Source organism: Paenibacillus sp. GCM10027630, assembly GCF_042676305.1.
Classification (GTDB): Bacteria; Bacillota; Bacilli; order Paenibacillales; family NBRC-103111; genus Paenibacillus_S.
In genome coordinates this window covers 22,149-46,874 of sequence record NZ_JBHTGY010000052.1, presented here as the reverse complement: position 1 = coordinate 46,874, position 24,726 = coordinate 22,149, and the positions used below count along the sequence as shown (strand labels likewise).

General features: G+C 43.0%; 31 protein-coding genes, 1 tRNA gene and 1 pseudogene. 23 read left to right on the top strand and 10 right to left on the bottom strand.

What is annotated here, in order from left to right; genetic code table 11:
- Positions 1–106 precede the first annotated feature (106 nt).
- The gene (locus tag ACFQ0C_RS24860) at positions 107–1,459 is read left to right on the top strand and encodes a cytochrome P450 (RefSeq protein WP_379370580.1); all 1,353 of its coding nucleotides are present in this window, start codon (positions 107–109) and stop codon (positions 1,457–1,459) included.
- 5 nt (positions 1,460–1,464) lie between these two features.
- Here ACFQ0C_RS24860 and ACFQ0C_RS24855 read toward each other — a convergent pair whose 3' ends face one another.
- Both ACFQ0C_RS24855 and ACFQ0C_RS24850 read right to left on the bottom strand, forming a co-directional pair.
- Complete coding sequence (locus ACFQ0C_RS24855; RefSeq protein ID WP_258212492.1) at positions 1,465–1,803, bottom strand: L,D-transpeptidase; 339 nt, start codon at positions 1,801–1,803, stop codon at positions 1,465–1,467.
- A 35-nt stretch (positions 1,804–1,838) separates the two neighbouring features.
- Positions 1,839–2,297 (bottom strand): hypothetical protein, encoded by a 459-nt coding sequence (locus ACFQ0C_RS24850; protein WP_379370578.1) that lies wholly within the window; start codon positions 2,295–2,297, stop codon positions 1,839–1,841.
- 151 nt (positions 2,298–2,448) lie between these two features.
- On the opposite strand from ACFQ0C_RS24850, the gene ACFQ0C_RS24845 reads away from it, so the two are divergent.
- The 5 genes and pseudogenes from ACFQ0C_RS24845 to ACFQ0C_RS24825 all read left to right on the top strand — a co-directional run bounded on the left by ACFQ0C_RS24845 (position 2,449) and on the right by ACFQ0C_RS24825 (position 4,263).
- Positions 2,449–2,685 carry a spore germination protein gene (locus tag ACFQ0C_RS24845; RefSeq protein ID WP_258212332.1) on the top strand — a complete coding sequence of 79 codons (237 nt, stop codon included), beginning with the start codon at positions 2,449–2,451 and terminating at the stop codon, positions 2,683–2,685.
- A gap of 1 nt (position 2,686) precedes the next feature.
- Entirely contained in the window at positions 2,687–2,893 is a 207-nt protein-coding gene (locus tag ACFQ0C_RS24840) for a spore germination protein GerPB (protein ID WP_258212331.1), read from the top strand.
- Between the two features lie 85 nt (positions 2,894–2,978).
- Entirely contained in the window at positions 2,979–3,644 is a 666-nt protein-coding gene (gene gerPC / locus ACFQ0C_RS24835; protein WP_379370575.1) for a spore germination protein GerPC, read from the top strand.
- Positions 3,641–3,814: pseudogene (locus ACFQ0C_RS24830) on the top strand (spore gernimation protein GerPD); the annotation flags it as partial. The gene gerPC and the pseudogene ACFQ0C_RS24830, both read left to right, overlap by 4 nt.
- Before the next feature lie 77 nt (positions 3,815–3,891).
- The gene (locus ACFQ0C_RS24825; protein ID WP_258212329.1) at positions 3,892–4,263 is read left to right on the top strand and encodes a spore germination protein GerPE; all 372 of its coding nucleotides are present in this window, start codon (positions 3,892–3,894) and stop codon (positions 4,261–4,263) included.
- 1 nt (position 4,264) lies between these two features.
- Here ACFQ0C_RS24825 and ACFQ0C_RS24820 read toward each other — a convergent pair whose 3' ends face one another.
- Positions 4,265–4,411: a hypothetical protein gene (locus ACFQ0C_RS24820; RefSeq protein WP_258212328.1), complete on the bottom strand. Its 147-nt coding sequence runs from the start codon at positions 4,409–4,411 to the stop codon at positions 4,265–4,267.
- Positions 4,412–4,565: 154 nt separating this feature from the next.
- On the opposite strand from ACFQ0C_RS24820, the gene ACFQ0C_RS24815 reads away from it, so the two are divergent.
- The 6 genes from ACFQ0C_RS24815 (at position 4,566) to ACFQ0C_RS24790 (ending at position 8,388) form a co-directional block, all read left to right on the top strand.
- A complete protein-coding gene (locus ACFQ0C_RS24815) occupies positions 4,566–5,255 on the top strand; it encodes a YqjF family protein (RefSeq protein WP_379370573.1) in 690 nt (229 codons plus the stop codon).
- Between the two features lie 103 nt (positions 5,256–5,358).
- A tRNA-Leu gene (locus tag ACFQ0C_RS24810) sits at positions 5,359–5,440 on the top strand.
- 340 nt (positions 5,441–5,780) lie between these two features.
- A complete protein-coding gene (locus tag ACFQ0C_RS24805) occupies positions 5,781–6,038 on the top strand; it encodes a hypothetical protein (RefSeq protein ID WP_379370571.1) in 258 nt (85 codons plus the stop codon).
- Positions 6,039–6,040: 2 nt separating this feature from the next.
- Positions 6,041–6,457: a hypothetical protein gene (locus ACFQ0C_RS24800; protein WP_379370569.1), complete on the top strand. Its 417-nt coding sequence runs from the start codon at positions 6,041–6,043 to the stop codon at positions 6,455–6,457.
- A 342-nt stretch (positions 6,458–6,799) separates the two neighbouring features.
- Entirely contained in the window at positions 6,800–7,243 is a 444-nt protein-coding gene (locus tag ACFQ0C_RS24795; RefSeq protein ID WP_379370567.1) for a MarR family winged helix-turn-helix transcriptional regulator, read from the top strand.
- 527 nt (positions 7,244–7,770) lie between these two features.
- A complete protein-coding gene (locus ACFQ0C_RS24790) occupies positions 7,771–8,388 on the top strand; it encodes a hypothetical protein (RefSeq protein WP_379370565.1) in 618 nt (205 codons plus the stop codon).
- 163 nt (positions 8,389–8,551) lie between these two features.
- Here ACFQ0C_RS24790 and ACFQ0C_RS24785 read toward each other — a convergent pair whose 3' ends face one another.
- Positions 8,552–8,758 carry a DUF1657 domain-containing protein gene (locus ACFQ0C_RS24785; protein ID WP_379370563.1) on the bottom strand — a complete coding sequence of 69 codons (207 nt, stop codon included), beginning with the start codon at positions 8,756–8,758 and terminating at the stop codon, positions 8,552–8,554.
- 231 nt (positions 8,759–8,989) lie between these two features.
- Between ACFQ0C_RS24785 and ACFQ0C_RS24780 the strand changes: the two genes are divergently transcribed.
- A complete protein-coding gene (locus tag ACFQ0C_RS24780; RefSeq protein WP_379370561.1) occupies positions 8,990–9,847 on the top strand; it encodes a DUF421 domain-containing protein in 858 nt (285 codons plus the stop codon).
- A gap of 98 nt (positions 9,848–9,945) precedes the next feature.
- A complete protein-coding gene (locus ACFQ0C_RS24775; protein WP_258212315.1) occupies positions 9,946–10,524 on the top strand; it encodes a YitT family protein in 579 nt (192 codons plus the stop codon).
- A 126-nt stretch (positions 10,525–10,650) separates the two neighbouring features.
- On the opposite strand, the gene ACFQ0C_RS24770 is transcribed toward ACFQ0C_RS24775, so the two are convergent.
- Positions 10,651–10,830: a hypothetical protein gene (locus tag ACFQ0C_RS24770; protein ID WP_379370559.1), complete on the bottom strand. Its 180-nt coding sequence runs from the start codon at positions 10,828–10,830 to the stop codon at positions 10,651–10,653.
- Between the two features lie 173 nt (positions 10,831–11,003).
- A complete protein-coding gene (locus ACFQ0C_RS24765) occupies positions 11,004–11,306 on the bottom strand; it encodes a hypothetical protein (protein ID WP_379370557.1) in 303 nt (100 codons plus the stop codon).
- Positions 11,307–11,533: 227 nt separating this feature from the next.
- Here ACFQ0C_RS24765 and ACFQ0C_RS24760 point away from each other — a divergent pair, with 227 nt between their 5' ends.
- Complete coding sequence (locus ACFQ0C_RS24760; protein ID WP_379370555.1) at positions 11,534–12,472, top strand: aldo/keto reductase; 939 nt, start codon at positions 11,534–11,536, stop codon at positions 12,470–12,472.
- Positions 12,473–12,859: 387 nt separating this feature from the next.
- Here the strand turns inward: ACFQ0C_RS24760 and ACFQ0C_RS24755 are convergent, their stop codons facing one another.
- Positions 12,860–13,612 carry a PAS domain S-box protein gene (locus ACFQ0C_RS24755; protein ID WP_379370553.1) on the bottom strand — a complete coding sequence of 251 codons (753 nt, stop codon included), beginning with the start codon at positions 13,610–13,612 and terminating at the stop codon, positions 12,860–12,862.
- 167 nt (positions 13,613–13,779) lie between these two features.
- On the opposite strand from ACFQ0C_RS24755, the gene fumC reads away from it, so the two are divergent.
- Positions 13,780–15,174 (top strand): class II fumarate hydratase, encoded by a 1,395-nt coding sequence (gene fumC / locus ACFQ0C_RS24750; RefSeq protein ID WP_379370551.1) that lies wholly within the window; start codon positions 13,780–13,782, stop codon positions 15,172–15,174.
- A 96-nt stretch (positions 15,175–15,270) separates the two neighbouring features.
- Positions 15,271–15,900, top strand: coding sequence for an NUDIX hydrolase (locus ACFQ0C_RS24745; RefSeq protein WP_379370549.1), 630 nt, complete (start codon positions 15,271–15,273; stop codon positions 15,898–15,900).
- A 108-nt stretch (positions 15,901–16,008) separates the two neighbouring features.
- Here the strand turns inward: ACFQ0C_RS24745 and ACFQ0C_RS24740 are convergent, their stop codons facing one another.
- Together ACFQ0C_RS24740 and ACFQ0C_RS24735 are read right to left on the bottom strand one after the other, a co-directional pair.
- The gene (locus ACFQ0C_RS24740; RefSeq protein WP_379370547.1) at positions 16,009–16,269 is read right to left on the bottom strand and encodes a YpbS family protein; all 261 of its coding nucleotides are present in this window, start codon (positions 16,267–16,269) and stop codon (positions 16,009–16,011) included.
- 239 nt (positions 16,270–16,508) lie between these two features.
- Positions 16,509–16,787 (bottom strand): hypothetical protein, encoded by a 279-nt coding sequence (locus ACFQ0C_RS24735; RefSeq protein ID WP_379370545.1) that lies wholly within the window; start codon positions 16,785–16,787, stop codon positions 16,509–16,511.
- A gap of 894 nt (positions 16,788–17,681) precedes the next feature.
- On the opposite strand from ACFQ0C_RS24735, the gene ACFQ0C_RS24730 reads away from it, so the two are divergent.
- Positions 17,682–17,843: a hypothetical protein gene (locus ACFQ0C_RS24730; RefSeq protein ID WP_379370543.1), complete on the top strand. Its 162-nt coding sequence runs from the start codon at positions 17,682–17,684 to the stop codon at positions 17,841–17,843.
- Between the two features lie 146 nt (positions 17,844–17,989).
- On the opposite strand, the gene ACFQ0C_RS24725 is transcribed toward ACFQ0C_RS24730, so the two are convergent.
- Entirely contained in the window at positions 17,990–18,547 is a 558-nt protein-coding gene (locus ACFQ0C_RS24725; RefSeq protein WP_379370541.1) for a hypothetical protein, read from the bottom strand.
- Between the two features lie 219 nt (positions 18,548–18,766).
- On the opposite strand from ACFQ0C_RS24725, the gene ACFQ0C_RS24720 reads away from it, so the two are divergent.
- The 5 genes from ACFQ0C_RS24720 to ACFQ0C_RS24700 all read left to right on the top strand — a co-directional run bounded on the left by ACFQ0C_RS24720 (position 18,767) and on the right by ACFQ0C_RS24700 (position 24,521).
- A complete protein-coding gene (locus ACFQ0C_RS24720; protein WP_379370539.1) occupies positions 18,767–20,938 on the top strand; it encodes a GAF domain-containing sensor histidine kinase in 2,172 nt (723 codons plus the stop codon).
- A gap of 19 nt (positions 20,939–20,957) precedes the next feature.
- A complete protein-coding gene (locus tag ACFQ0C_RS24715; protein WP_379370537.1) occupies positions 20,958–21,596 on the top strand; it encodes a response regulator transcription factor in 639 nt (212 codons plus the stop codon).
- A 250-nt stretch (positions 21,597–21,846) separates the two neighbouring features.
- Entirely contained in the window at positions 21,847–22,011 is a 165-nt protein-coding gene (locus ACFQ0C_RS24710) for a hypothetical protein (RefSeq protein WP_379370535.1), read from the top strand.
- A gap of 37 nt (positions 22,012–22,048) precedes the next feature.
- Positions 22,049–23,854: a stalk domain-containing protein gene (locus ACFQ0C_RS24705; protein ID WP_379370533.1), complete on the top strand. Its 1,806-nt coding sequence runs from the start codon at positions 22,049–22,051 to the stop codon at positions 23,852–23,854.
- A gap of 529 nt (positions 23,855–24,383) precedes the next feature.
- The gene (locus ACFQ0C_RS24700) at positions 24,384–24,521 is read left to right on the top strand and encodes an S-layer homology domain-containing protein (RefSeq protein ID WP_379370531.1); all 138 of its coding nucleotides are present in this window, start codon (positions 24,384–24,386) and stop codon (positions 24,519–24,521) included.
- Positions 24,522–24,726: the final 205 nt, after the last annotated feature.

Here is a 24,726-nt window from a genome sequence, read left to right as displayed (position 1 = left end):
GTCTTGCATCGGATTTTCGATGAGGGCGGTTTTTTAGCATTTTATGGTATAGAAATAAGAAAATAAAGGATACTAAATGCAGTGAAACACTTAGGAGGAAACAGCATTGGTAACCACTAAAACACCTGGTCCGAAAGGTTTGCCGATTACTGGTAATTTACTGGCTTTTCGTAAGGATCCGCTTGGATTTCTGATCAGAACACAGCAGGAATTCGGAGCTGTCGCACATATGCGATTTGGCCCGGCACGTCATTTGTATTTGATCAACGACCCGGTTCTTATTAAGGAAGTACTTGTAACAAAGCAAAAATCGTTCCAAAAGGCAAAAGGGCTGCAGATAGCGAAGGCGGTTGTTGGAGAAGGAGTGTTAACTAGTGAAGGAGATGCACATCTACGCCAACGCAGGCTGATGCAGCCATCTTTTCGCAAAGATCGTATAAGTAAGTATGCAGATTCTATGGTTGAGTTGACCTATGAGCTTCTAGAAGGCTGGAAGGATCAAACTGAGCGCTCTATAACGGACGATATGATGAAGCTGACTTTGAATATAATAACGCAGACGATGTTTGGCACAAGCTTGAAGGGTGGGTTGCATGATATAGGACAAGCGGTGGAAGTTGGGATGAAATATGTGAGCAGCAAAGCTTCTTCCATCTTTGACATCCCGGAGAGCATACCGACAAAGCGTAATTTGGAGTTTAAGCAGGCGGCCAAGAAGCTGGATGACATCATATTCGGAATCATAGAAGAGCGCAGAAACAATCCTGATACGAATGGTACCGCTGATGACCTGCTCTCCATGCTGCTTGCCGCTAAGGATGAAGAAGATGGAACAGGCATGACAGATCAACAGGTACGTGATGAAGTAATGACCATCTTCCTGGCAGGCCACGAAACTACAGGAAACACTCTTTCATGGACCTGGTACTTATTGTCAACTTATCCGGAAGTAGAATACAAATTGTGGCAGGAGCTTGATCAAGTGCTTGGGGGCAGGAAACCGACCATTGACGACCTTGGAAAGCTTGATTATTTGCAGCAGGTGATATGGGAATCTATGAGGCTGTATCCCGCTGTATGGGTAATAAACCGGGAGGCAACTGAGGAGGTCGAAATTGGAGAGCATAAGTTTAAGCCTGGCGATACTTTAATGATGAGTCAATTTGCTATGCATCGCAATCCGAAATACTATGACCACCCGGAGCAATTCATCCCGGAACGTTTTGCTGGCGGGGAACTATTGAAGCGAATTCCACAATTCGCGTACTTTCCTTTTGGTGGAGGTCCAAGGGTGTGTATTGGCAATAACTTTGCACTTATGGAGGCGGCTTTGATTTTAGCCACGATTGGCAGCCGGTATAAACTTAGCTTAGCACCTAATCACCCGGAGGTGGAGCCTGAGCCTCTCGTTACGATGCGGCCCAAGCTAGGCTTAAAGATGATCGTAGCGGCTAGATAAAGGGATCAGGCTCGGATGGTTACTTGTGTACCAATAGATACGAGTTTGGATAAAGTCAGGACATCCTCATTATACATACGAATGCAGCCGTGAGATACCTCGTGACCGACTGAAATAGGTGAGTTCGTTCCATGAATCCCATAGTGAGGCCGTGAAAGTCCCATCCAAAAGACGCCGAAAGGTCCTCCTGGATTTGGGACTTTATTAATGATCGTATAAATTCCGATTGGGGTCTTGGTTAATTCCTTTCCAATGCCTATTGGGAATCCTCGAATTACCTTATTGTCATCCAAAAGATAGAGCATTCGATCTGATAAATCAACAATGATCCGCCTCACGGTAATTCACTCCTTCTCAGAGAACTAAGTAATACTCAGTGTTATATATATCGAATGGAAACTTCCCGGTAGGCTTTGTTGAGCTTCTTTTTGCGGATTTTAATTTGCAGGCTACCTTCTTTATAAGTAGCCCTGGCTGTGCTCGGAACAACGAGGCAAGGAAGACGAATGAGCTGGTGTTTTTTATTGTCAAGCATTTCTTCAATTTTAATGAGATCCGTTCTAACCTTTACAACCGGATTGTTTTCATAAGATATAGGCGTTTTAACAATAACATGATAATGGGTTTCAAACACTTCTGCTTTACTTCGTACAATTTTCTTGACTCCCTGTTTGGGCATTGTTTTTTCAAGTATGTTTTGAACGTATTCTTCGATCCAGGATGTATCCTTCAATAAATCCATTTGTTTGCTAGTTGGCAATCCTGGCAGCTTACTGCCGAGCAACGTTTCAATTTCATGCCATTGAGACGGTTTGTTATTATTTTCTTTGTCGGCCATTATGCATCGCTCCTCTCCGCCCAGTTCTCTTTTATTTATATGTAAGGAGTCTCTTTGTTGATACAATAAGGAATTTTGATCCATGTATAAAGTAGCCTATGGGCGTATGCTGACATACACTAACCTATGAATGGAAAAAGGAGAAGTGTCTATGCCGTCAATTGTAGGTAACATCAAAGTAATAAGCGTAGGCAACGGTTCAATCGTACAAATAGGTGATGCTGTGCAGCTCTCGCCTTCCAGCAGTTCCAAAACATTTGCGGGAGCGGGATCATTTAACGTAGGTGATTTTGCGCACACGAACAATGCGATCAGCAGTACAATTACTAATGATCAAGACGAGGAGGATTTGGGCCAAACCAACGTTGGGAATCAGGGGGTCGTTTAGCATGAATTTAGTCGTTAATCAAAACATAGTGATACATCAGTTGAAGGTAAATAATGTAACGAACTCTTCGGTACTCCAGATTGGTACAGCCGGATTGATTAAACCTCTCTCTAATATATATAATTCCGGTGGTTACACGCAGCCAGCGGCTGAAAGCGACGCTTCGGCTTCAGTTGTTTCCCTCGTGCCTTTGCCTAAACCATCATAAGTTGAAGTAAACAACTGTATCGATAATTGGGCTAACACCCACTTCGCTTCCTTTGCATAGGATGGATGGAGGAGGTGCTGTGATTATGAATTTTTGGCAGCAATGGGCTCAATATATTCATCAAATGCAACGAGAGATGGAAGTGCAGTCTAGAAAGATTGTCGAAATGGAAAAATCTATAGTTACCTTGCAAACTTCCATGGTTGCTTTGCAGACGGAGATGAAAAGCTGGAAAGAGCAGAAACGGATTCATATTGATAAGGTGGAATATAAATTCGATCAATTGAAAGTGGAAAAGCTGGATGGAACCTTAAATATAGGGATAACACCGGGTGCCTTAGAGGATATAGCCGTGAACGGAAGCAGTGTAACTACGGAGGATGAGGCTGCTAAGGATGCGGATATAACGCAGATTGATTCGAAGATTAAATCAGGGGCGGAGCTGCCAAATGAGCTTGCCAGAGAATTGAAGATATATGTAGAGAAGCAGGTTCCCAAGCAATTGGGAGTGCTTCAAGCTCAATATGGTGAGCAGTTAGATTCATGGCATCAGAAAATGATTGTTGAAGATTTATTGAAACAAACGGATGCACGTATAGACTATTATTTACGTCAGATGACTCCCGGAGCGACTGATGATCAGTTATCTTCAATTCAGGATGCAGTGCTTTTTAGAACACAGAATGATATCAGAGCTGCGGTTGACAGCTATTATAATAAATTTATTACCAAGAAAGCGGGCGAATCATGAATATCCAAGTGACAAATAAAATGTTATCAGTTGGTGATGTAAGAATAATCGGGGTTTCGAGCTCGTCTGTTTTTTTGATTGGAGATACCGAGCAAATCATATGCTCTTCTATTTTTGATACACCTCCGGAACCTGTAATTGTCGGAGGTAATTTTTACTTGTCTCCTGAGGAAAAAAAGGAGGATAAGAAGGAAGAAAAGAATGAAGATAAGCAGGAAGATGGGGATGGGGATGAGGAAAAAAGCTCATGATCCGAGAATCCGTTGTGAGAGAAGTGAAAGTAAATACGGTATCGCTAGCATCTATATTGCAGGTCGGAGATAACAAGCTGATAAAACCTGTTTCCAAGGCATTGGCTGTTCAAAGAAACATATCCATGTTTAAGGGTGATGAGGGCAACTTTGATGATTTTGGTATTTTTTCAAGAGATCTTCCACTGCCATTAACAGAAAATGAGTCAGTCAAGGTTTCATTTAATAATAACTGCAGTAGAATTCAGGTTGGGGGAATTTTTGTAGATGGGATTGCGGCTGCTTCTGTTCTTCAAATTGGCAGCAATAAGAATATACAAGCCGAATCGCGTATTAAGCATATTCGGCAAGTTATTAATGGAGAGTAGATTAAGCATTGTTGTTCGGTTCATTCTCTTCTGCGTATGCGATAAGAACGATATTTTCATTGGCGTTAGCTCGTATGCGCTCCTCCAGCTGTTTAATTTCAGTTAAGATTTCCGGTGAAAGTTGAGCGACAGAATATTGAGGGATCATAGTATCCTCCTATACACATATTTACAACTATTTTGTCCATTTGTATGTTATGTTAAGCTTAATTACTTAAAAAATTAGAGAGGGGCGATAAGTAATGAGGCCTCCTTATTCTATTGACCATAGGCCGTGGCCTTTACCGAAAGGTTCTTGGTTAATGATGCAATCCTGGCTTGATTTGTTGTTCGCCCATTGGCCGGTACACTACGATCATCTGCGTGAGCTTGTTCCGCCAGGACTTAAGCTTGATACATTTGATGGCGATGCGTGGATTAGTATTGTACCATTTCGAATGAACTCCATTCGATTGCGCGGCTTGCCGCCAATTCCTTATACAAGTGCTTTTGCTGAGTTGAATGTAAGAACGTATGTTACGGTGGGGGACAAGCCAGGTGTCTATTTCTTTAGCTTGGATGCTGCAAACCGGTTAGCGGTCATGGCGGCAAGACGATTTTTTTATTTACCTTATTTTAATGCAAGTATGAAGCTGGAGGAAAGGAAAGGAGTCTATAATTATGTCAGCCATCGAACGGATAAGCGGGGAGCCTCAGTTTCGTATGAAGGTATTTACTCGCCAGTTTCGCCCGCATTCTACAGCAAACCTCAAACTTTTGAACATTGGTTAACTGAAAGATATTGCCTCTACAGTGTTGATAAGAAAAATCATATTTGGCGTGGAGAAATACATCACCTTCCTTGGACACTGCATGCTGCCGAAGCTGAATTTAAGATCAACACGATGGCTTCCGGTCAAGGAATTAGAGTTCTGGATACGAAACCGCTGCTTCATTTTTCCAAGCAGTTAGATGTACTAATATGGCCTATTTCCAGGGCAGGTAGTGAATAATGGGCTGCTGTATTTATTTGTCTGAAATTTTCAGGTGTAACGAGTTGCAATAAGGCAAGTACATATGGTATATTCAAATTCCGGTTGATTAATATCATATTTTGCGGTCGTGGTGGAACGGCAGACACGCCATCTTGAGGGGGTGGTGTCCCATGGACGTGCGGGTTCAAATCCCGCCGACCGCATATGGATTTAAAACGTGGAAACCCTTGGTACATAAGGGTTTTTGTTGTTTTTAGTTATCAGTAGTGAGTAGGATCGTCTACAGATTTCTTGATATTTGTCCTCCGCGGTAGCACGGTGGTAGCAATAAAATAGCAGCCACTTGAAGCTCTGATGAAGCTTCAATGGCTGCTATTGCTTTATCAGTTTCCTTATGTTGGAAGCGAAACAGGTACATCAAGATAGTAGCTGAACAGGGAAGCTTTAGCTGGTTGTTTGCATATAACCCCCACATTGTAAAAACTAGAAATTCATGGTAAAATCCATGGGTATATTGAACTATGGAAATAGGAGGATTTTACTATGAAGATTAAAAGGATTATAATTTCCATTGCGCTACTTTCACTCTCATTAACATCTGTATCGTATGCACACTCTGGAAGAACTGATTCTAGTGGTGGGCATAATTGTTCGGCTGCATCCGTTAAAAAAGATTATGTACTGGATACCATTACCATAATGGTGGAAGCAGTAGTTCATCAAGCGGAAACTCAAGCAGTTCAAAAACTGCCACACCAGTTCCAACACCATCTAAAGAAGTCATACCTACTGAACAAGTAAAAGTGATCAAACCTACATATGGTATATTTGTAAATGGAACATCAGTACCGAACTCTTCAATTAAATATCCTATCATTTCGTACAATGATATTACGTACTTTCCAATGACATTCAAATTCACACAAGCACTAGGAATCGAAACAGGATGGGATTCTGAAATTGGATTTGTTGTTCGTAAAACTTCAAACAAGGCAGGTAAACTTGAGTTTGATAATGGAACTTCATCAAATACTCTTTTTGCTAAGAATCCCGATTTTAATGTTTATGTAAATGATGCATGGATTGATAATGATAATGAAGAGTTTCCAATTTTGGTATTCAATGATATTACATACTTTCCCATGACTTGGCATTATGCTGTTGACGAATTGGGTCTTACTATTAAAAATGAAAATAATTCATTCTATATTTCAAAATGATAACTACCTTTATGGTAGTTGAAATTACCGTGGTAGCATCCATAAAATACAGGAAACATAAGGGGAAACGTCCAAAAGCCTTATAGGAGTAGGCTTTCGGACATTTGCGGATACATGAGGAAGTGCTATCCCTACATTGAGGGGGTGGTGTCCCATGGACGTGCGGGTTCAAATCCCGCCGACCGCATACCAAGTAAGAAGCCTTTTATCAAGGCTTTTTTCTTTTAGGTCAATCATTTGACTGGAATCGCCATTAATTACCTTTTCTATGTCTTGTCCTCCATGAAGGAGTTATTGTATATTTTAATTAGAATACTAACTATTGTAAGGAGTCAAATCGAAATGCCGGATAAATCTCCGATAATGTCTCGAATAGGCGTCATTTTCCTAACTTGGCAGAGATATTTACAAAAGCAGGTTGTACCTCATCAGATCACATTAAAGCAGCAGTATGTACTCCGAAAACTAGTTGAGAAAACGTCCTTAAACCCCTCACAAATTGCCGATATGCTTTACTGTGATCGTCCAACTGCAACCGTCATTATTAACAATATGGAGCGTCAGCACTGGGTAAAAAGGAGCAAGGATCCAAGTAATAAGAAAATGGTCAATATTGCGATTACTGAGGAGGGTCTTAAGAAGCAAGCATCCTTGAAACAAGCCTTTCAATCGGGGGAGGAGTTTGATCCGCTGTCTTGTTTTTCAGAGGAAGAGAAACGACAATTAGGCACACTGCTAAACAAGTTGTCCGAGCATCTAAAACAGATTAAGCATAACACGGAGTAAAACTTTCGTACTATAAATAGAGATCAAAACCGAAATCAGCGTTTGACGATGTCGATTCCTGCTTAGTACGCAGCTCAAATCTTGGCGATATCTTAAGAAGATAAATGACAGCGTACAAGACATGCTTTGAAGTCTTGAGCCCACCAAAACCTGCATTTATACAGCTTTTGACCGATTTATCAGCAGTTTTCTTGAATTCATGCAAAAGTGCATCTCTTTTATCATCCTTAGTGAAACCGGACCGTTTTTCAAGAAAATAACTGCGTTATCGCAGGTTTTTTCACTATAAAAATAAATGTGGTAGGAAATTAATGTAGATTTGCAGGATTTTCTATAGGCTGATGATTGATCGGAGGAGTGTAAAGCGCTGATTAAGTTTGATCTATAATTAGAATTCTAATAGTCAACGATGAATTATGAGTAAGTCGATTGGATTTTGCTAACATACATATCATGTGGAACTAATCGCCAAAGAGTGCGTCTTCCATAACGTTCACGAAATCGGTTAGAAAAGGAGAGTCTATCGAATGGCTGAATTAATCCATACAGGGCCTTTACCGCCTGATCGGGCGCGGCTTGTCGAGAACTTGGTTCAAAATATGATTTCGCTTCATCCCGGCATCGACGGATTAATCTTAACGGGCTCTATATGGAATCCGGACACTCAATTACCCCACTCGGACATTGATATTAATTGGCATGGCTCCAAAAACGATAGAATTCATGATTCTAGAATGAACCAGCATAGTATTTTTCAGGAAGCGGGAGTTACGATAGAGATGGCCCATTATTTCTGGGGGGATTTGTTGCGACCTAAGACTATGCGTCTTTCGGTTATTGTCTCATTAAACCGGGCTCACATTTTATGGGAGAAAGAAGGTAGATTCTCTGTTCCTCAACAACAAACAGAAGGGCTGCTGAGGAATATCCATTGGGTAACAGAAGCGATTGAACGATCTGTAAGGGATTTGAAGGAACGTGCCAACTGCTGGTTAGACCCCGAATATTGCAGGAAAAACAAAGATAATCATCAAGGAATCTGTGCTTGCAACTTCTTACTAAACATAATGCGTATCCTGCGTGCATTTGCTGTACATCGGCGGTTATACCGGAGGGGGAATCGCAGGGACTTTAGTCTCGTTTAAAGCCAAGCGGGTGATCAGTTTCATCGAATGCAGGTTTCAGCACACCTGGCTGTGGATGAGTTCGGGAAACGATAGCAAGGCGCGGAGTAGGGGGAAAGTTTTATAAGCTTTTTCATATTAAAAAGCCATGCTTGTTCAGCATGGCTTTTTTACGACGACCGATCTAGAACCCTTTATATTGCGGCTCCTCATTTTCCAGCTGTTGTACACGGGATTGAACATCTTGAATGATTTGCATAGTCGATTGTGATGCAGAGGTAAACATGTTCTTGGCCTCTTGATTTTGTGTGTTTAATGCAAACGATTCTAAGCTAGCTTGAGCGCTCTTTAATGAAGCAAGGCAAGTTTTAACCTGTGCCGATACCGTCATCTGTAATTCCACCTCTCTGTTTTCGTAAAATAGTTCACTACTCTGTTTTATTAATTAGTGACTCCATATAATCTAACCTAATCCGTTGAAAATAATGCAGCCAGATGGAGCTAGTGCTAAAAGTTAAATAAATGCTAATTAACCTAATTTTAATTTTGTAAAATCCCTCCCATAATCAAATAATCTAAGTAAGGATTTTGTAAATGATATGGAACAGGGAGGAAATATAAAATGCCAGAGTGGATAGAAGTAGCTGTAAGAACGTTGGTTGCGGTTGTTGCTTTATTTTTGATTACAAAGGTTTTGGGGAAACGACAAATTTCTCAACTTTCATTATTTGAATATATAACGGGCATAACGATCGGCAGCTTAGCTGCGGTGATCTCTCTGGATATTGAAGCCAACTGGTATTTGGGACTGGTGTCTATGCTCGTTTGGGGAGCAGTTTCCTTAGGGATTGAATTATTGCAGCTAAAAAGCAAGCGAGCAAGAGATTTTATAGACAGTAAAGCTTCAGTTCTAATTAAAGACGGCAAAATCCAGGAGGATAATCTCAAGAAAGAACGTTTAACAACGGACGAACTGCTCGAGCAGCTTCGGAAAAAGAATATATTTAGAGCTGCTGATGTCGAATTTGCTATTATGGAATCCAGTGGAGATATTAATGTTTTACTCAAAAAAGAGTACCAACCGATAACTCCAGCTCACATGGGGATGAAAGTAGGGCCTGAGCAATCGCCGCAAGCAGTCATAATGGATGGAGTAATGATGAAAGAACCGCTTGCCGTTTTGGGATTAAATCCTGGGTGGCTTAATACGGAATTGGAGAAGCAGGGTATTTTACTTGAAAATGTGTTTCTCGGTCAGGTCGACTCTTACGGACAATTATACGTAGATTTATATGATGATAAAATTAAAGTTCCCGCCCCTCAAGAAAAAGCGGTATTATTAGCTACGTTAAAAAAATGTGAAGCAGACATAGAGATGTTCAGCCTATCCACCAAAGAGAAGCAGACTAAACAAATGTATGCGGATTGCTCAGAGACATTAATGAAAGTAATTTCAGATGTAAAACCTTATCTCCTATAAAAATAAAAAATTATGGAACAAAATATTTTGTATTTATTGCCAGTTTTTAATGGAACAAGCATATAAATTAGACATGCGTTTGTTAGGGGCTGATTTATATGCTTTCTGCTCGAAAAATAATTGTCATTCTTATTGGAAGTTTATTAATTGCTTGCGGGATAGATTTTTTTCTAGTTCCCTTTAAGGTTCTGGACGGCGGGCTGATAGGAATTGCTCTTATTATTAATTATTTATTTAAAATTAAAGTCGGAACTTTAATTATTATTACGAGCATTCCTATCCTCACCTTAACGTGGTTTCAATCTCGCAAGCTGTTCTACAGCAGTATGTATGGTATGGTCGTTTCTTCATTTTTAATTGACCTTTTGGATCCGTTTCAATATTATTTTCTCTATTATGTTGAATTGACTCCCTTTACCAGCTCTGTGCTGGGCGGGTTTCTATTGGGTGCTGGAATCGGAATCATGTTGCGATATGAAGTAAGCACAGGAGGTACCGATTTATTGGCACAAATTATGTCCATGCGCTCATTCATGAATGTAGGTATTATTATATTTGTATCCGATGCTATAATAATTAGTTTGGGTGGAATTCTCTTGTCCATGGAAACGTTTATATTATCCATCCTTACCGTTACAGCTGGAGGTATTGCAACCAGTATTTGTACCATGAAATAAAGTAGTAGCGTGAATAAGTTAGAATGCTGGAAATTAGCGGACTAAGGAAGCACAAGTTAAACAAAGAAGAGCTTACTGGATGATCCCGTGAGCTCTTGTTGTTTATTGGATGTATAGAAAACTTTTCTATTTATTGTTGTCCTGTTTTAGTTCAATTGTACGGTTTTCCAGTTGTACTAGACCATCACTGGTACCTGCAAAGAACATATCGCTTAGCTGCTCTTGTGTTATCGATCGCCCCTCAGCAGCGAATGTATTCTCGTCTGATTGCAGTTCATTTTGCTGTGTCTGATATTGTTCTTCCATCTGTTATCCCGCTCCTTCTCAGCTATAGTACTTAACTACTAATGTCTCACTACATAGCGCTTATATACATGTTTACAATAAAATAATACCAACAGCCTCACACCAAGCCCGGCTTTCGTCCATATTAACGCCAAAAAAAGCCTGATATCCATCAGGCTCTCTTCGCAATCGTATTAAAGCTCCGAAGTTATACCGGATAGGCCGGCTCCCAGAATAACAACAAAAAGAACGAAGAACAAAGCATATAATACAATTAGAATAGCGGCCAGGAGTAGTGTTGCTTTAGAATAGTTTTTCTTATTCGGATTAGCGCTGTCGCCAAATGCCCAAATAAACAGCATGATGATATTGACAACAGGAATAGCAGTTACGATAAAGGTTAAGATCCAATCCTTGACTGACATCACAGATGCTTGTTGACTATAAGGATTCTGATAGTTAGCGGCAGCTTGTTGATAAGGAATTTCAGTACTCATAAACATCACCTCACTGGATTATTATGTAAATGGTAGTACCCAATCATTTTAACTGGAGGTCACACATTCGTCAATACTTTACAAAGCTTGTCAATATATATTTATTTTCGACAACTTGTCTCTATAATTGGAAAAATGCTCATGAGTTGGTTATGATAGAACTATCGCAGCAGGCTGATTCATATAATGGCTGTTCTGCGTGTAAAGTTTTTCATATGAGGGAGAGAATGCACTTGAAGACAACAGCATTGGGCAAAACAGATATTCAGGTTTCGAAAATTACTTTTGGCTGCTGGGAGCTTGGAGGTGGACCTTGGGAGTTTACAAGTGATGATAACAATATTAAGGCGATCCAGGCTGCTTTTGAGATGGGAATTACTACCTTTGATACGGCAGAGGGTTATGGAGCAGGCCATTCTGAAGAAGTGGTCGGCGCCGCTTTGGAAGGAAAGCGCAAGGAGACAATCATTTCAACCAAAGTGAGCCGGGCAAATCTGGCACTAGCTGATGTTCGTCGTTCGGCAGAAAGCAGCTTGAATCGTTTGAAAACGGACTATATTGATATTTATTACATACATTGGCCAAGCTTTGAGATTCCAGTATCCGAAACCTTAGGCGAATTTAATAAGCTGAAGGAAGAAGGCTTAATTCGTGCTATCGGAGTGTCTAATTTCTCGTTAGAACAGTTGAAGGAAGCATCAAATTACGCACAAATTGACGTTATTCAGCCTGAATACAGTTTACTGCATCGGTCTATCGAAGAAGATATCGTTCCTTATTGTGTTCAAGAGAATATCGGCATAATGAGCTACAGCTCTATTGCAAAGGGTATATTAACGGGTGCATTTCATCTGGGTGGTAAACAACTGGAAGAGGATGATTTCCGGAGCAAAAGGCGGTTGTTCTATCCAGAGCATATGGAGAAATCAAGGGAATTGATCGTATTGCTTAAAGACATTGCTGAAACAAAAAATAAGGCCATCTCTCAGGTTGCCATTAGCTGGCTGCTGCATCAGGATGCTCTAACTACAGCTATTGTAGGCTCCCAAAGCATTAATCATATGAAGGAAAATGTCGAAGCTGTTGACATTCATCTAACTTCTGAAGAATTAACTGCTTTGGAAACCACAAGCCGTAAAGTAATTGCTGATATAGACGCTCAATAAATAGGGCTCTATCCAGAATCTGAAATTGTATCAATTAGCTCATTGCTATAACTGCCTTTTCATAAAAAACACTGACTGAGTACTAAAACAACGAAAGCCCTACCTCTCTTTCATCCTTGCGGCTCCTAGACCGCGCCAGTGTGGATCAGTAACACGATTATAAAACTCTTAGGGTTGTTGGAATTTTAGTGATTTTTATGGGTGGTAGTACAAAAAAGCGAACCGAGGAAATTTGATGGAGGGGTTGCTTGATTTTGATACAATTTATTCATTATACTACCTTTCAAGTAATAAAGCAATAAATAGTTTCTGATTAAACAACGGATGAGTCTCAATGGAGGATCATCCGTTGTTTTTAAAAGAATAACAATTCGTAACCAAGGTTAATCATAGACAAGCTAACAGTAATGGAGGAACCAGGGATTCATTAAAGACTCCAAATCCTTCTGCTCTAACCAGTACAAAAGCGACTTTAATAATTTCATTGCTGCCGTTTACAAGCGGTTTAACAATAACCCGGAGCTTTACAGGTCCAGCGGCATATAATCCTATGGTTTGGAAGGCGACCTGCTTTTCTTGCCTATATTCAATGGCCTTGGAGACGCTGCGTTTGACCTTCATTAAATCAGCTTCGTCTATATAAGAAAAGAGGGAAGCGCCTGGCATACCTGTTTCCAGTATGAATGGCAGCGGCTCATAATGATTATGAATGGTGCAAATGTTCAAATGCTCATCCAACACGCCGGATGCTAAGACCGGCTTGTTTCGAACCTGGCTGGCCACCCATTTTCTCTCGGAGATCTCTTTGACAACATGGAAATATATTTCCTTGTTACCCCAGTGTACCTTACTGCTGTGTACTTCAACGTTCAATCTAACACCATTGTGTCCAAGAAGCTGTTCTTCTGAAAATAAATAACCTTTTTGCTGAAGACGTTGTTTTTTCAGTATTTGTTTTTTAGAAGATTCGGGCACGTATAGAGCGTCTGGATTCATGACGAGCAGCTCAGATTTAGAAATGCCTATCAATTTGGCAAAAGCATTGTTCAACTCTATAAATTTTGTTGCGTTGTCTTCATCCTCGAAAGTGTAATACATACCTTCTAATGCTTCTGTGAAACGGCTCTCTAAGGTGTACATTGGTATAATATTCCTCCCCCGTAATGTAGTGCTATTAAACTATTTACACAATAAATACGCATTTGAAACCGTTTTGTAGCACGAAAATTCATAGAAGTTTTTTCCAACAGAATCGAACAATAACTGGGTATAATAACATGAGTATTATTAACGGAGGTGCACTGGGAATGGATTACAGATTAGAACGCGATACAATGGGAGAAATACAAGTTCCCGCAGATAAGCTGTGGGGGGCCCAAACTCAACGGAGCCGCGAAAATTTCCGGATAGGCACGGAGCTTATGCCGCTAGAGGTCGTACAGGCGTTTGCCTTACTCAAGAAATCGGCTGCTTTAGCAAATCAAAGGCTAGGTAAGCTGGAGCAGGAAAAAGCAGAGGCAATCGTTGCGGCGGCTGATGAAATTATGGAAGGCAAATGGGATGCGCATTTCCCGTTGGTTGTATGGCAGACAGGGAGTGGCACACAGTCCAATATGAATGTCAACGAAGTCATTGCTCATCGCGCCAATCAGCTTCTGGATGCGAAGGAGAGCAAGACCAGAATACATCCTAATGATGATGTAAACAGGTCCCAGAGCTCGAATGACACCTTTCCGACAGCCTTACATGTAGCGGGAGTTCTAGCGGTCGAGAATAGGCTCCTGCCGGCACTGGAGGAGCTCAAAGAAACACTGCGCCAGAAGATGGAGGCTTTCGCTGATATTGTAAAAATCGGGCGCACTCATCTGCAGGATGCAACTCCTCTGACGTTAGGACAAGAGATCAGCGGTTGGTGGGCGATGCTAGATAAGACAGGGCGTATGATTGCAGATAGCATCGGTACAATGAAGGAGCTGGCCATAGGTGGTACTGCCGTAGGTACCGGATTGAATGCCCATCCCCGGTTTGGCGAATTTGCAGCTGAGGAAATCAGCAAGGGAAGCGGGAAGGCATTTGTTTCCTCCGACAATAAATTTCACTCTCTTACAAGCCATGACCAGGTTGTTTTTGTACATGGGGCGCTCAAGGCGCTTGCGGCGGATTTAATGAAGATAGCCAATGATGTTCGCTGGCTGGCAAGTGGCCCTCGTTGCGGTATTGGCGAAATCTCTATCCCGGAGAACGAACCGGGCAGTTCGATTATGCCGGGTAAAGTCAATCCAACACAAAGCGAGGCTATGACCATGGTAGCTTGCCAGGTAATGGGCAATGATGCGACGATTGGTTTTGCTGCCAGTCAAGGTAATTTTGAGCTCAATGTATTCAAGCCGGTCATTATATATAATTTTCTCCAATCAGCCAGGTTGCTGACAGATACTATGACTTCTTTCAATGAGCATTGTGCGGTGGGAATAGAGCCGAATCGGGCGGTAATTCAGAGGTATCTGGAGCAGTCATTAATGCTCGTTACAGCATTGAATCCCCACATAGGATACGAGAATGCGGCTTCCATCGCGAAGACGGCACACAAGCAGGGCTTATCTCTTAAGGAAGCCGCGCTGCGAAGTGGTCTTCTGACGGAAGAGCAGTTTGATACTTTTGTTCGGCCTGAGGACATGATTCACCCTGAGAAATTAAGTTAGACACTTTTATAAATAAGGGTTCGTAAAAGAGAGTTTAATCAATTGCATGTATAATGGGAGCTATAGAAGTTGTCAATAGCTGTAAGGAGTTAAGATATGGCACAAGCTGAAGAGGTTTTTGATATTTATGACGAGCATTTAAAGCCGATTGGCACTGCAAGCCGCACAGAGGTGCATGCTCAAGGCTTATGGCATCGCACGTTTCAGTGCTGGATTGTAAATGAGCAAGATGGGGATAGGACACTGTTGTTTCAAAAAAGGCATCCGCAAAAAGATACATTTCCCGGCTTGCTTGACATCTCTTGCGCAGGACATCTTCTTGCCGGTGAAGGGATAGAGGAGGGTAACCGTGAACTTGAAGAGGAGCTTGGGATATCGGTTGCTTTCGGATCGCTTGAGCCATGCGGTGTTTTGTTAGATGAGAAAAGGCTGGCAGATGGGTTGATAGACCGTGAGATTTGCCATATATTTGTATACCGCTCCAATCAACCCCTCGATTCCTATAAGCTGCAAGCGGATGAGTTGACGGGGTTGTACCGTGTCTCTATAGAGGATGTTAAACGATTAGCCGAGCAGAATAATGTGGAAGACAAGATCCATGCCGTTGGAGTGGAGACCAATGAAGAAGGAATCTTGGAGTTTTCGGAACGTTTGTTCGATCGTAGTGATTTTGTGCCCCGTTCTTCTACTTATTATGAAATGATGTTGAAAATAGCAGAGAAATGACAGCAACTTTTTTTTGAAATAATAGGAAAAGCTCTGTTCAGGTTACTTTCCTGTTCAGAGCTTTTTGTTTGGTTCGTCAAATGAATGATTTAGCTGTTGGAATCACTATTAACGAGAAGTACGGTTGATGTATTGTTCAACCATACTTGGTGTAACAAAGGGACGTGTTGGAGAGATTCCATGCTTTGCATGCTCATTGATACTGGCGGTAATCCTGTTGATGGCATCGACAGTGAATGGCTGGCCGGATGCACATAAGGAAATGACATGCTCGATAGCTTCTTCACGTTGATTATCGAGTTCTTGGAATACCTCTAGGTGGGAATGCATTTTACGAGTATGGCTTGTAATAGCTTCATGAACGGACATGGGAGAAAGCTCCTTTATTAAATAATATGTTGGTAGTTATGATACTACGTATGGGTCTGCTCGGGCAAGATGCAGTTCAAAAAAATAAGGTTCGCCAGCTTTCGGCAAGGTTCTTATTCCAGATGCCAAAAAGGATTGTGCTAAGACATTTGTGATACTTTTTGTATCATCAATGTTCGATTGAGGTGTCTATATCAAAGGTGAGCATAAATATTGTCGGAAAGATAATCGATGTATGCCTATTTGGACTGAGTTTTTGTCAGATTCTCGGAATCAGACATTGGAGCTATCACACGATCGGCGGAGCTTTGCTGCTTAAGCCGCTTTTCGCGGGCAAGCTGGATGCTGTAGCTGGAGCCATCATTGGGAATATCGGGTTGAAGCGAATTCGTTTTGGTCGGAAAATGGTGGGGGATAAATTCATAATGAAGTGTGGATTGAAGCTTCCATGTGTTCCAGCCCGTTATGATCAGTCCTGCTGCAAAGATGCAAAGTAACCATTTCTTCCACCGATCCATAAGAATTCGACCTCCCATACTCATGATTTGATACTAAATGTATCATTAATTAATCAGTATTTCCAGCCTCTTTTTTAATGATGCTAAGACAGGCTAAATTTTACTGTTCATAACAATAAAAAAGCCAACTCTACCGCCGTCAATATCTTGTCTACGATCTTCTGCATCCTTATAACCTAGACAACAAGGCAGCTCCTGAAGAAAAAAGGTAATTGATGGTAAAGAGAATGGGACGTTTGGAGGAAACTTGCCGGTCGATATAGAGTAAGAAATAACGAAAACACGAAAACAATGCGTGTTTACACGTTTCACATGTATCGTAGTTGCAAAGTGACTCCATTGGCGTGGTGTGTTTGATGTTAGATGGCTTGAATATAAAAAAGAGCGGCAGCCTTGGACTGCTATGCTCCCCTTACGGTAGACAGGTGGATTAATAAAACCTACTACTGTGAAGAGAACTTTTTCATGTCTAAAGGACAATATAGTGCTTTGGAGAAACTCAGCATTCTTGAAGAAGTACCCAGTGGAGGAACTCAATAGATTTAAGAAATAAGGAAAATATTAATATTGGCTCTATATAAATTCACCCTGTTTACTTATCACTTTGCATTACTGCAGGCTAAGCAAAAGGACGAGCTGGTGTACAGAAGGTCTCAGATCGCTGACGGTATCAAAAGGTGATGTACACCCTTAAGAGGGTGACATTCGGCTCAGGTAGTCCAAGCTCACGCTGCAGTATATCTATTACCTCGAGCAGCTCCTTCCGAATGCGTTCCGGCTGGGGCAACTCCTCGATCAGTTGAGGATTTTTTCACTGGTATTACAGATGAAAGTTCAATTGGATACAACCTAATGAAACACCCAGGATTACAGTGCTTTTATGAAGTTCTTATTATGATTCGGAATAAAGAAGAGGTTCAGGATGTTTTTGTGGAAATTATGGAATTGGAAGAAGGAAGCGACTGGGCTTTTTCGGAGAGAATATGGGGAACCAACAATTACCCCTTCGTTACTTCCTGGCTATCAAGTGTATTCGATTGGGTGGGATTAAGCTAACGTAAAACGATAATTCAATCATTCGGAGAGCAGGTCGCCGTCGGCAGTTGCTCCCTTTTTCATTAAAGTAACTGCAGGATAATGCATAACTAAAAAAAGGCTGTCCCAAAAGTCATGAATATGTCTTTTGGGACAGCCTTGATGTCTTATTTGTAAGTTTCCTCCGATGAATTTAATTTATCTGTCCATATGGCGTAGCCCATACCCACGTAAGCTAATCCCCAGAAGAATGCAAAATATTTGTTGTCTTCGATCGGCAGTACCATGGATAATAACATCATAACCAGCAACGTGATGATCCAACGTGGAAATACATGTGCTCGGTAGGTTAGAAACGTAAATAATAATGTCCCCGCTGTGAATCCAATCACAACAAACATGTGCAAGGTTTGGAAAGCGATACCGTCCGGCTTCAATGACGTATGGACAGATGGAAAGGAAGACCACAGCATGCAGGTTGTCGCGATATTGCTGATAATGACTGCAAGAACTGTAATAAATCCGATCATTCCGGTTTCCCTTGATTGGACCATAAATGTGGCTATGGTACCGACAGACATGAGAATGCTTGCAACGAGCCCGAAGATCAGCTCCGGACAACTGTCTGTTCCCCAAATGATCGAAGTTGGCGTCATCCCCATTCGGGAGATGCCAGCCAATAGACAAATCATACCTAACCATTGAACAACTCGTTTTTCATTCATTTGATTATAACCTCCTGTAAGTGCGTTAATGAGCTTGATTATAGAGGTTTGAACATCACGGATAACAGGGTAGTGTGCACACAATGTTTGAGGAAACAAGACTGGGACATTTTTGGGAAAACCGGGAGCCAGCCGGGAAATTACGTTTTTTCCATATTCAAGCTGCATGCGGCTCGATATAATAAAAATAGATTTGAGTATAAAAGCTAAGGGGGACTTATGCCGCAACCGCAAGCCCGGATCGATGAGCGAACAGCACAAACCGCACCACGGCTGCACAAGAGGGGACAACTACTCTACCTCCAGCTTCTGTCGGTCCTATTTTCCCTAATTACTGTCGTGTTATATTCGGCTGGCATACCCAAATACTACCAACAGCTCGTTTCAACGTGTATTGTTAGCGGCTGTGGCAACTGGGTGCCAGCAATGCCTCTTGAACATGCCGGAGCAATTCATCCGACTCTGGGGACGTATGCACTAATTTTCGTATGTATTGATGTTATTTTTACGTTTGTTTATTATGCCGCGGCACTGCTTATCTTTTGGAAAGGATTTCGCGAACCGATGGCTATACTGGCCGCCTTGGCAATGGTTGCATTCGGCACGTCTTTCCCTTCGTTGACCTCGGTCGCTTCACAAGGGATTGCTTGGCAGGAATGGTGGTTCTCATTTGTCGCGTCTCTCGGCTGGATCGGATTATCACTGTTATTTTTGCTTTTTCCCAATGGTTCGTTTGTACCAAGATGGACCATCGTGGTCTTCCTATTCATATCGGTCGTGGATATCAGCAGTTTTTTTAATCAAGGAAGTATATGGGATAAATTTGAAATTTCTGCTTACCTTAAGTTGTTGTGGTATACGTCCTCGACACTGATTCTTATTTATTCGCAAATATATCGGTATCTGAAAGTATCATCGCCGGCGCAGCGCCAACAAACCAAATGGGTGGTATATGGGTTAGCGATAGGCATGATCGGTTTTGTCGGGATGAGTATTTTGTTCGACCCGCGCATGAATGACGGAAGTGCGATGATCTATGTGTATCTCAATGCACTTCTTAACTTAAGCTTACTCGCTATTCCGTTCACGCTTACAATGGCAGTTCTGAGGCATCGCTTGTGGGACATTGATCCGCTGGTCAATCGAACGTTGGTCTATGGTGCATTATCCCTTAGTGTGGCGGCGATCTACATTTTTTCGGTCTATTACTTAAGCCACTTATTCGAGACAAAGGATAATCTGTTCATCTCCTTGGCGTCGACAGCAGTGGTGGCGGTTGCGTTCGCTCCGCTTAAGGAGAAGCTTCAGCGGCTCGTGAATCGCATGATGAAAGGACGCCACGATGATCCTTATGCGGTTTTGCTGGAGCTCGGTAGCCAGCTCGTTCAACCTTTGGCGCCGGAGGCCATGCTGGAAGTTCTCGCTTCTACAGTAAAGGAATCACTGCGCTTACCTTATGCAGGCATTGCACTAGGAATGGGAGGGCAGGATGCTCTTGTCGCATCGGTTGGAGTGCTGATCCATGAGGTGCGGCCATTTCCGATCATTCACCGTGGAGAGCAATTGGGGATGCTTTACTTGTCCAGCCGCTCGCCCGGAGAAGCCTTTTCATCTGAAGACAATAAATTTCTGGATGTACTGCTGCACCAAGCAGGCCCGATCGTTGAGAATGTGAACATGACACTTGGCATGAAGCTGCTTGCGAAGGATTTGCAGGAATCCCGGGAAAAGCTGGTGCTCGCCAGGGAGGAGGAACGCAGGCAAATTCGAAAAAATCTGCATGATGATCTGGCTCCCCGCCTGGCGGCGCTAGCGCTAAATGTGGCTACGGTCGAGAAATATGTCGTCAGAAAGCCCGATATTGCCATAGAGATGCTGGGTGATCTTAGGCGAGTTATTCGTGCAACGGTGGGTGAGATTCGTACACTCGTTCATGATTTGCGGCCGCCCTCTCTGGATGAACTTGGTTTGATCAGTGCGATCCAAGAGAGAGTCAGCGAGCTGAATAAGCCGGCCAGACTGCTCGCTGATGAACTAGGGACGATTCCCACTCAAATCCGCCTGATCGAGCCTCCACAACTTCCGGATTTACCGGCTGCGGTGGAGGTGGCTGCTTACCGTATCGTTACAGAATCGTTAGTCAATGTAATTAAGCACAGTCAAGCAACCGATTGTACAATTAAACTTAGTATATCAGCGACTAAGCAATTGGTGATTGAAGTGACGGATAACGGCACAGGCCTGCCGCCGTCTTATGCGCAGCAGCTTCCGGGTAAGGGGGGGATTGGCCTTCAATCCTTACGGGAACGAGCGGCGGAATTAGGTGGACAATGTTCGATAGAACGGTTGCAGCAGGGAGGCACACGCGTGCTGGCCATTTTGCCGATTTAATAGAAGGAGGAGAACGGTGTTGAGGATTGTTATTGCAGAGGATCATCCGTTATTTCGCAGCGGTGTACGAAATTTACTGCGGACGACAGATGATCTTGAAGTCGTTGGGGAGGCAGCATCCGGGGAAGATGCGCTAGAGCTTGTAGATCGTCTACAGCCCGATCTTGTGCTAATGGATATCCGGATGCCCGGCATTAACGGTATCGAAGCAACGCGACAGATTAAAGAGAAGCATCCAGCGATCGAGGTTCTGATCCTGACAATGTTCAGGGATGACCAGTCGGTTTTCACCGCGATGCGTGTCGGTGCCAAAGGATATGTCCTAAAGGATTCGGATGAGGAGGAACTGCTACAATCGATTCGAATGATAGGTAGCGGTGGTGCTGTGTTCAGTTCGGATATTGCCGGACGGATGATGCATTATTTCTCCCACCCCCATACCGTTCCGGTGGATAATCCCGCCTTTTCGGAGCTCACCAAGCGCGAGATGGAAATATTGGAGCGAATCACGGAGGGAGACAGCAACGCTGAGATCGCTGCCAGGCTGCATATCAGCAATAAGACGGTAGCCAATTATGTCTCTAATATATTGAACAAGCTTCAGGTTACAGACCGTAATGCCGCCAAACGATTAGTTCAAAAATCACGTGAGGATTAGGCTGGATAAGCACGTATTGTCGATTCACCTTCTTTAATGAGAATAGACTTCATCCGTAGAAAAAAATCCCGGACCGCTTTAATGTGGACGGGTTTTTTAATGTGAAAATTATGGCATACATTCCCAAACCTATTCCCAGGATGATCCTATTTTATTCCCATTTCATTTCCCAGCCATAACTCATGAAACCCAGTCGTACCCACTGTAAGATGAATTTAGTAAGAGAAACCAAAAGATGGAGGTTGTTGCGATGAGCAAAGGATTCAAGTTAGTGTTAGGGGCTGTTTTACTTGCAGCCATCGCTTTTCCTGTTGCGATGAGTGCAAAACCCGAAGCAAAGCCGGAAGTGTCTTCGACAATGAAAACAAAGGAAATGTTTGCTGCTAAACCTGAGGCTAAGCCTGAGGTAGCTTAACCGAGCGACAAATTAGGGAAAAGGAGAATGAATGATATTGAAACTTAACAAACAGAAGCAAATATCAGTGCTATCCCTTCTGCTGGCAGGTTGTCTTGCGTTTAATGGATATGCGGGTGCCTTTGGGGAAACGCCTCCCGTAGGCTTGCAGATTAAGGAGTTCAATCTGCTTGATACGGCATCTGACGTTGTAGGCTCAGCAGATTTTACACCTGAGGGTAACAAGGACGGTCACTTCAAGCTGCAGCTGAGCCTCGCCCAGAAGACAACAATCAACGCTGTTGTACTGCGTTCGACCGATGATTATGGCAAAGATAATTATCAAGGTGTGTGGAGAACGAACCGCATGACCACCGGCTGGCTGCTCGGCATGGTACAGGACAAAACGATTACAACAGCCAACGGCACTACTCATGAAAATATTATTGTCAATCCGGGCTTTCGTAAGGATGTGAAAGAACCCGTCGGTTATTTTGAAGGTGGTGAGCTTACCTTCGACCTGTATGCAAGTGACAACGGCACGATTAAAGAGACACAGTATTATGTTTTGGAAATCGAAACTCCGCAAGGCACGGTTAGTTCCAAACCGATTAAATATAAAAAACCGATGACATCGGGTGGGACCCCAACATCATCGGAACCGACACAAGTCCCATCGCAGAGCCCGAGTACATCGCCAGCACCCGTGCCTACACCTTCAACACCACCAGCACCAGCACCAACGCCTGTCCCGGCTCCATCACCTACTCCGGCAGATGGCCCAGCAATTCAAGTGTTCTTCAAGAGACAGGAGCTTCAGTTCGACAGTGCTAGGCCTATCCTGAAGGATGGTTCGACGCTTGTCCCATTCCGCAGGCTATTCGAAACGCTAGGTTTCACAGTAAAGTGGGAGGACACAGGAAAGGTGAAACAGGCTATCGGAACGAAGGATGGCCTTACCATCGAGCTAACGATAAACAGCACAACCGCCAAGGTCAATGGAAATCCTGTAAGCATGGATATTCCCACGCAGATTATTAACGGTAATACCTTAGTTCCATTGCGATTTGTGGCAGAGAACAGCGGTTACCAAGTCTCCTTCTCCAGTAGTGGCACTGCTGCGACGATTCAGATCGAAGAGGGGGGTGTGGCTTCCACTCCCGACCCGGCACCTGCTCCGGAACCCGCTCCAGCACCTGCCACTGAGGAGGTTGAACCTTATATTGTAAAAGGATATGTTCGCGACGCCAAAGGTCATCCGCAGCAGGGTGTTACGGTTTTTGCAGATAACACCCTGCTGTATGACAGCAACATCCTTGCAGTTACCGATGATTCTGGGCATTATGTGATTGAACTGCCCCAAATGGCCACATCCTGGCGGATGGGAGCTGACTTTACAAAATCGTTCAATGGAAAAGAGTTCACCTTTCATCTCAACGCTGACGTGGATCAGCCTCTCACGGGGAGTAAAGGAGCCGTTCGGAACTTTACCTGGAATACATTTAACGGGCAAATCTATATTTATCCTAACTTTTCCACTTTTGACGAGTCTCTTCCTGAGTTCAATATGAGTGACTTGGAAATGACACTAACGCCTGTTGGCCCGCTTATTGACGGCAATCCTGGCCAAACGATAATTAAACGCGGAGGTCCCGTGCAAGGTGGCGGCGGAGTCGATGGTATACCGATTGGCCGGTACAAAGCATCTGCAAGATGGGTACCGGAAGGTCATGCGCCTATACCTTTGCAAGTTCGGGTCAGTTATACAGGCAAATATGCCGATTCGGTAGAATTTGAATTTGCCCCTCCAAGAGGAGTATCCACGAGCAATTATCTTAGTGAGCTTGAAGTGCAAATTCCTTAAGTANATTATCTTAGTGAGCTTGAAGTGCAAATTCCTTAAGTAATATACACACGACTCTGTTCGCGTCATTGCGAAAAGAGCCGTTTTTGTATTCCATAAATGACCACTTTGTTGCTTATCTAAGAACTATCAGGAAGTTTATTTTCATCGGACTAATGTGAATGTGAGGGTTAGTCTCTAGCTACTGAAATTTCCTAAAAGCAGGCTGTAAATCTGGATGTGCGTTCATAAGAAGTTCGTTGATAAATGCAAGGAGGAGGGGATACCCCGATACGAACGGATTTAGAGGAATCAATCAAATGGTAAGAGGATGTGCTTGGGTTCAAACGGTCGAAAAAAGACTACAGAAGTCCAGGCCTGATCAGGTACTCCCGCGGCAGGAATTGGCAATTCTGATTGTTAGAGCGAGTGGATGGGGCAATCGGAAGACACCGTCCCCCGAGGGAAGCCTGTGGGCCGATAACTTCCAGCGGAGCTTACCCGAGTTATACGGACTGCGATACAAATAGACTCTTAGCCCGTTGATTAAGTGAATATAGCCAGCAGCAGCGGTTTGGCAAAAGGTGTAGGTGAAGGCCGCTTTGCCCCGGGTATGGCTGCAACTCGAGCTCAGGGTGCGGTTATTATCCTGCGAGCCTTGGTGAAACTGGAGATGTTGGGCAAGTGATGTCAAGTAATGTTCAAGAAGGGGCAGGGAATAGTTAAAGCTGCTTGAACCTATTCTTGTATGCTGTCAACCAGATGACTCCTGAACTTTATCAGGAATCATCTGGTTTATGTTCAATGAAGTATGCGCTTCGCCTTAGTCATCATCAACTATGAAATGTTTTTCATAGCTGGGATTTTCAGTAGCTGGGGAGGTACCTCTTCCT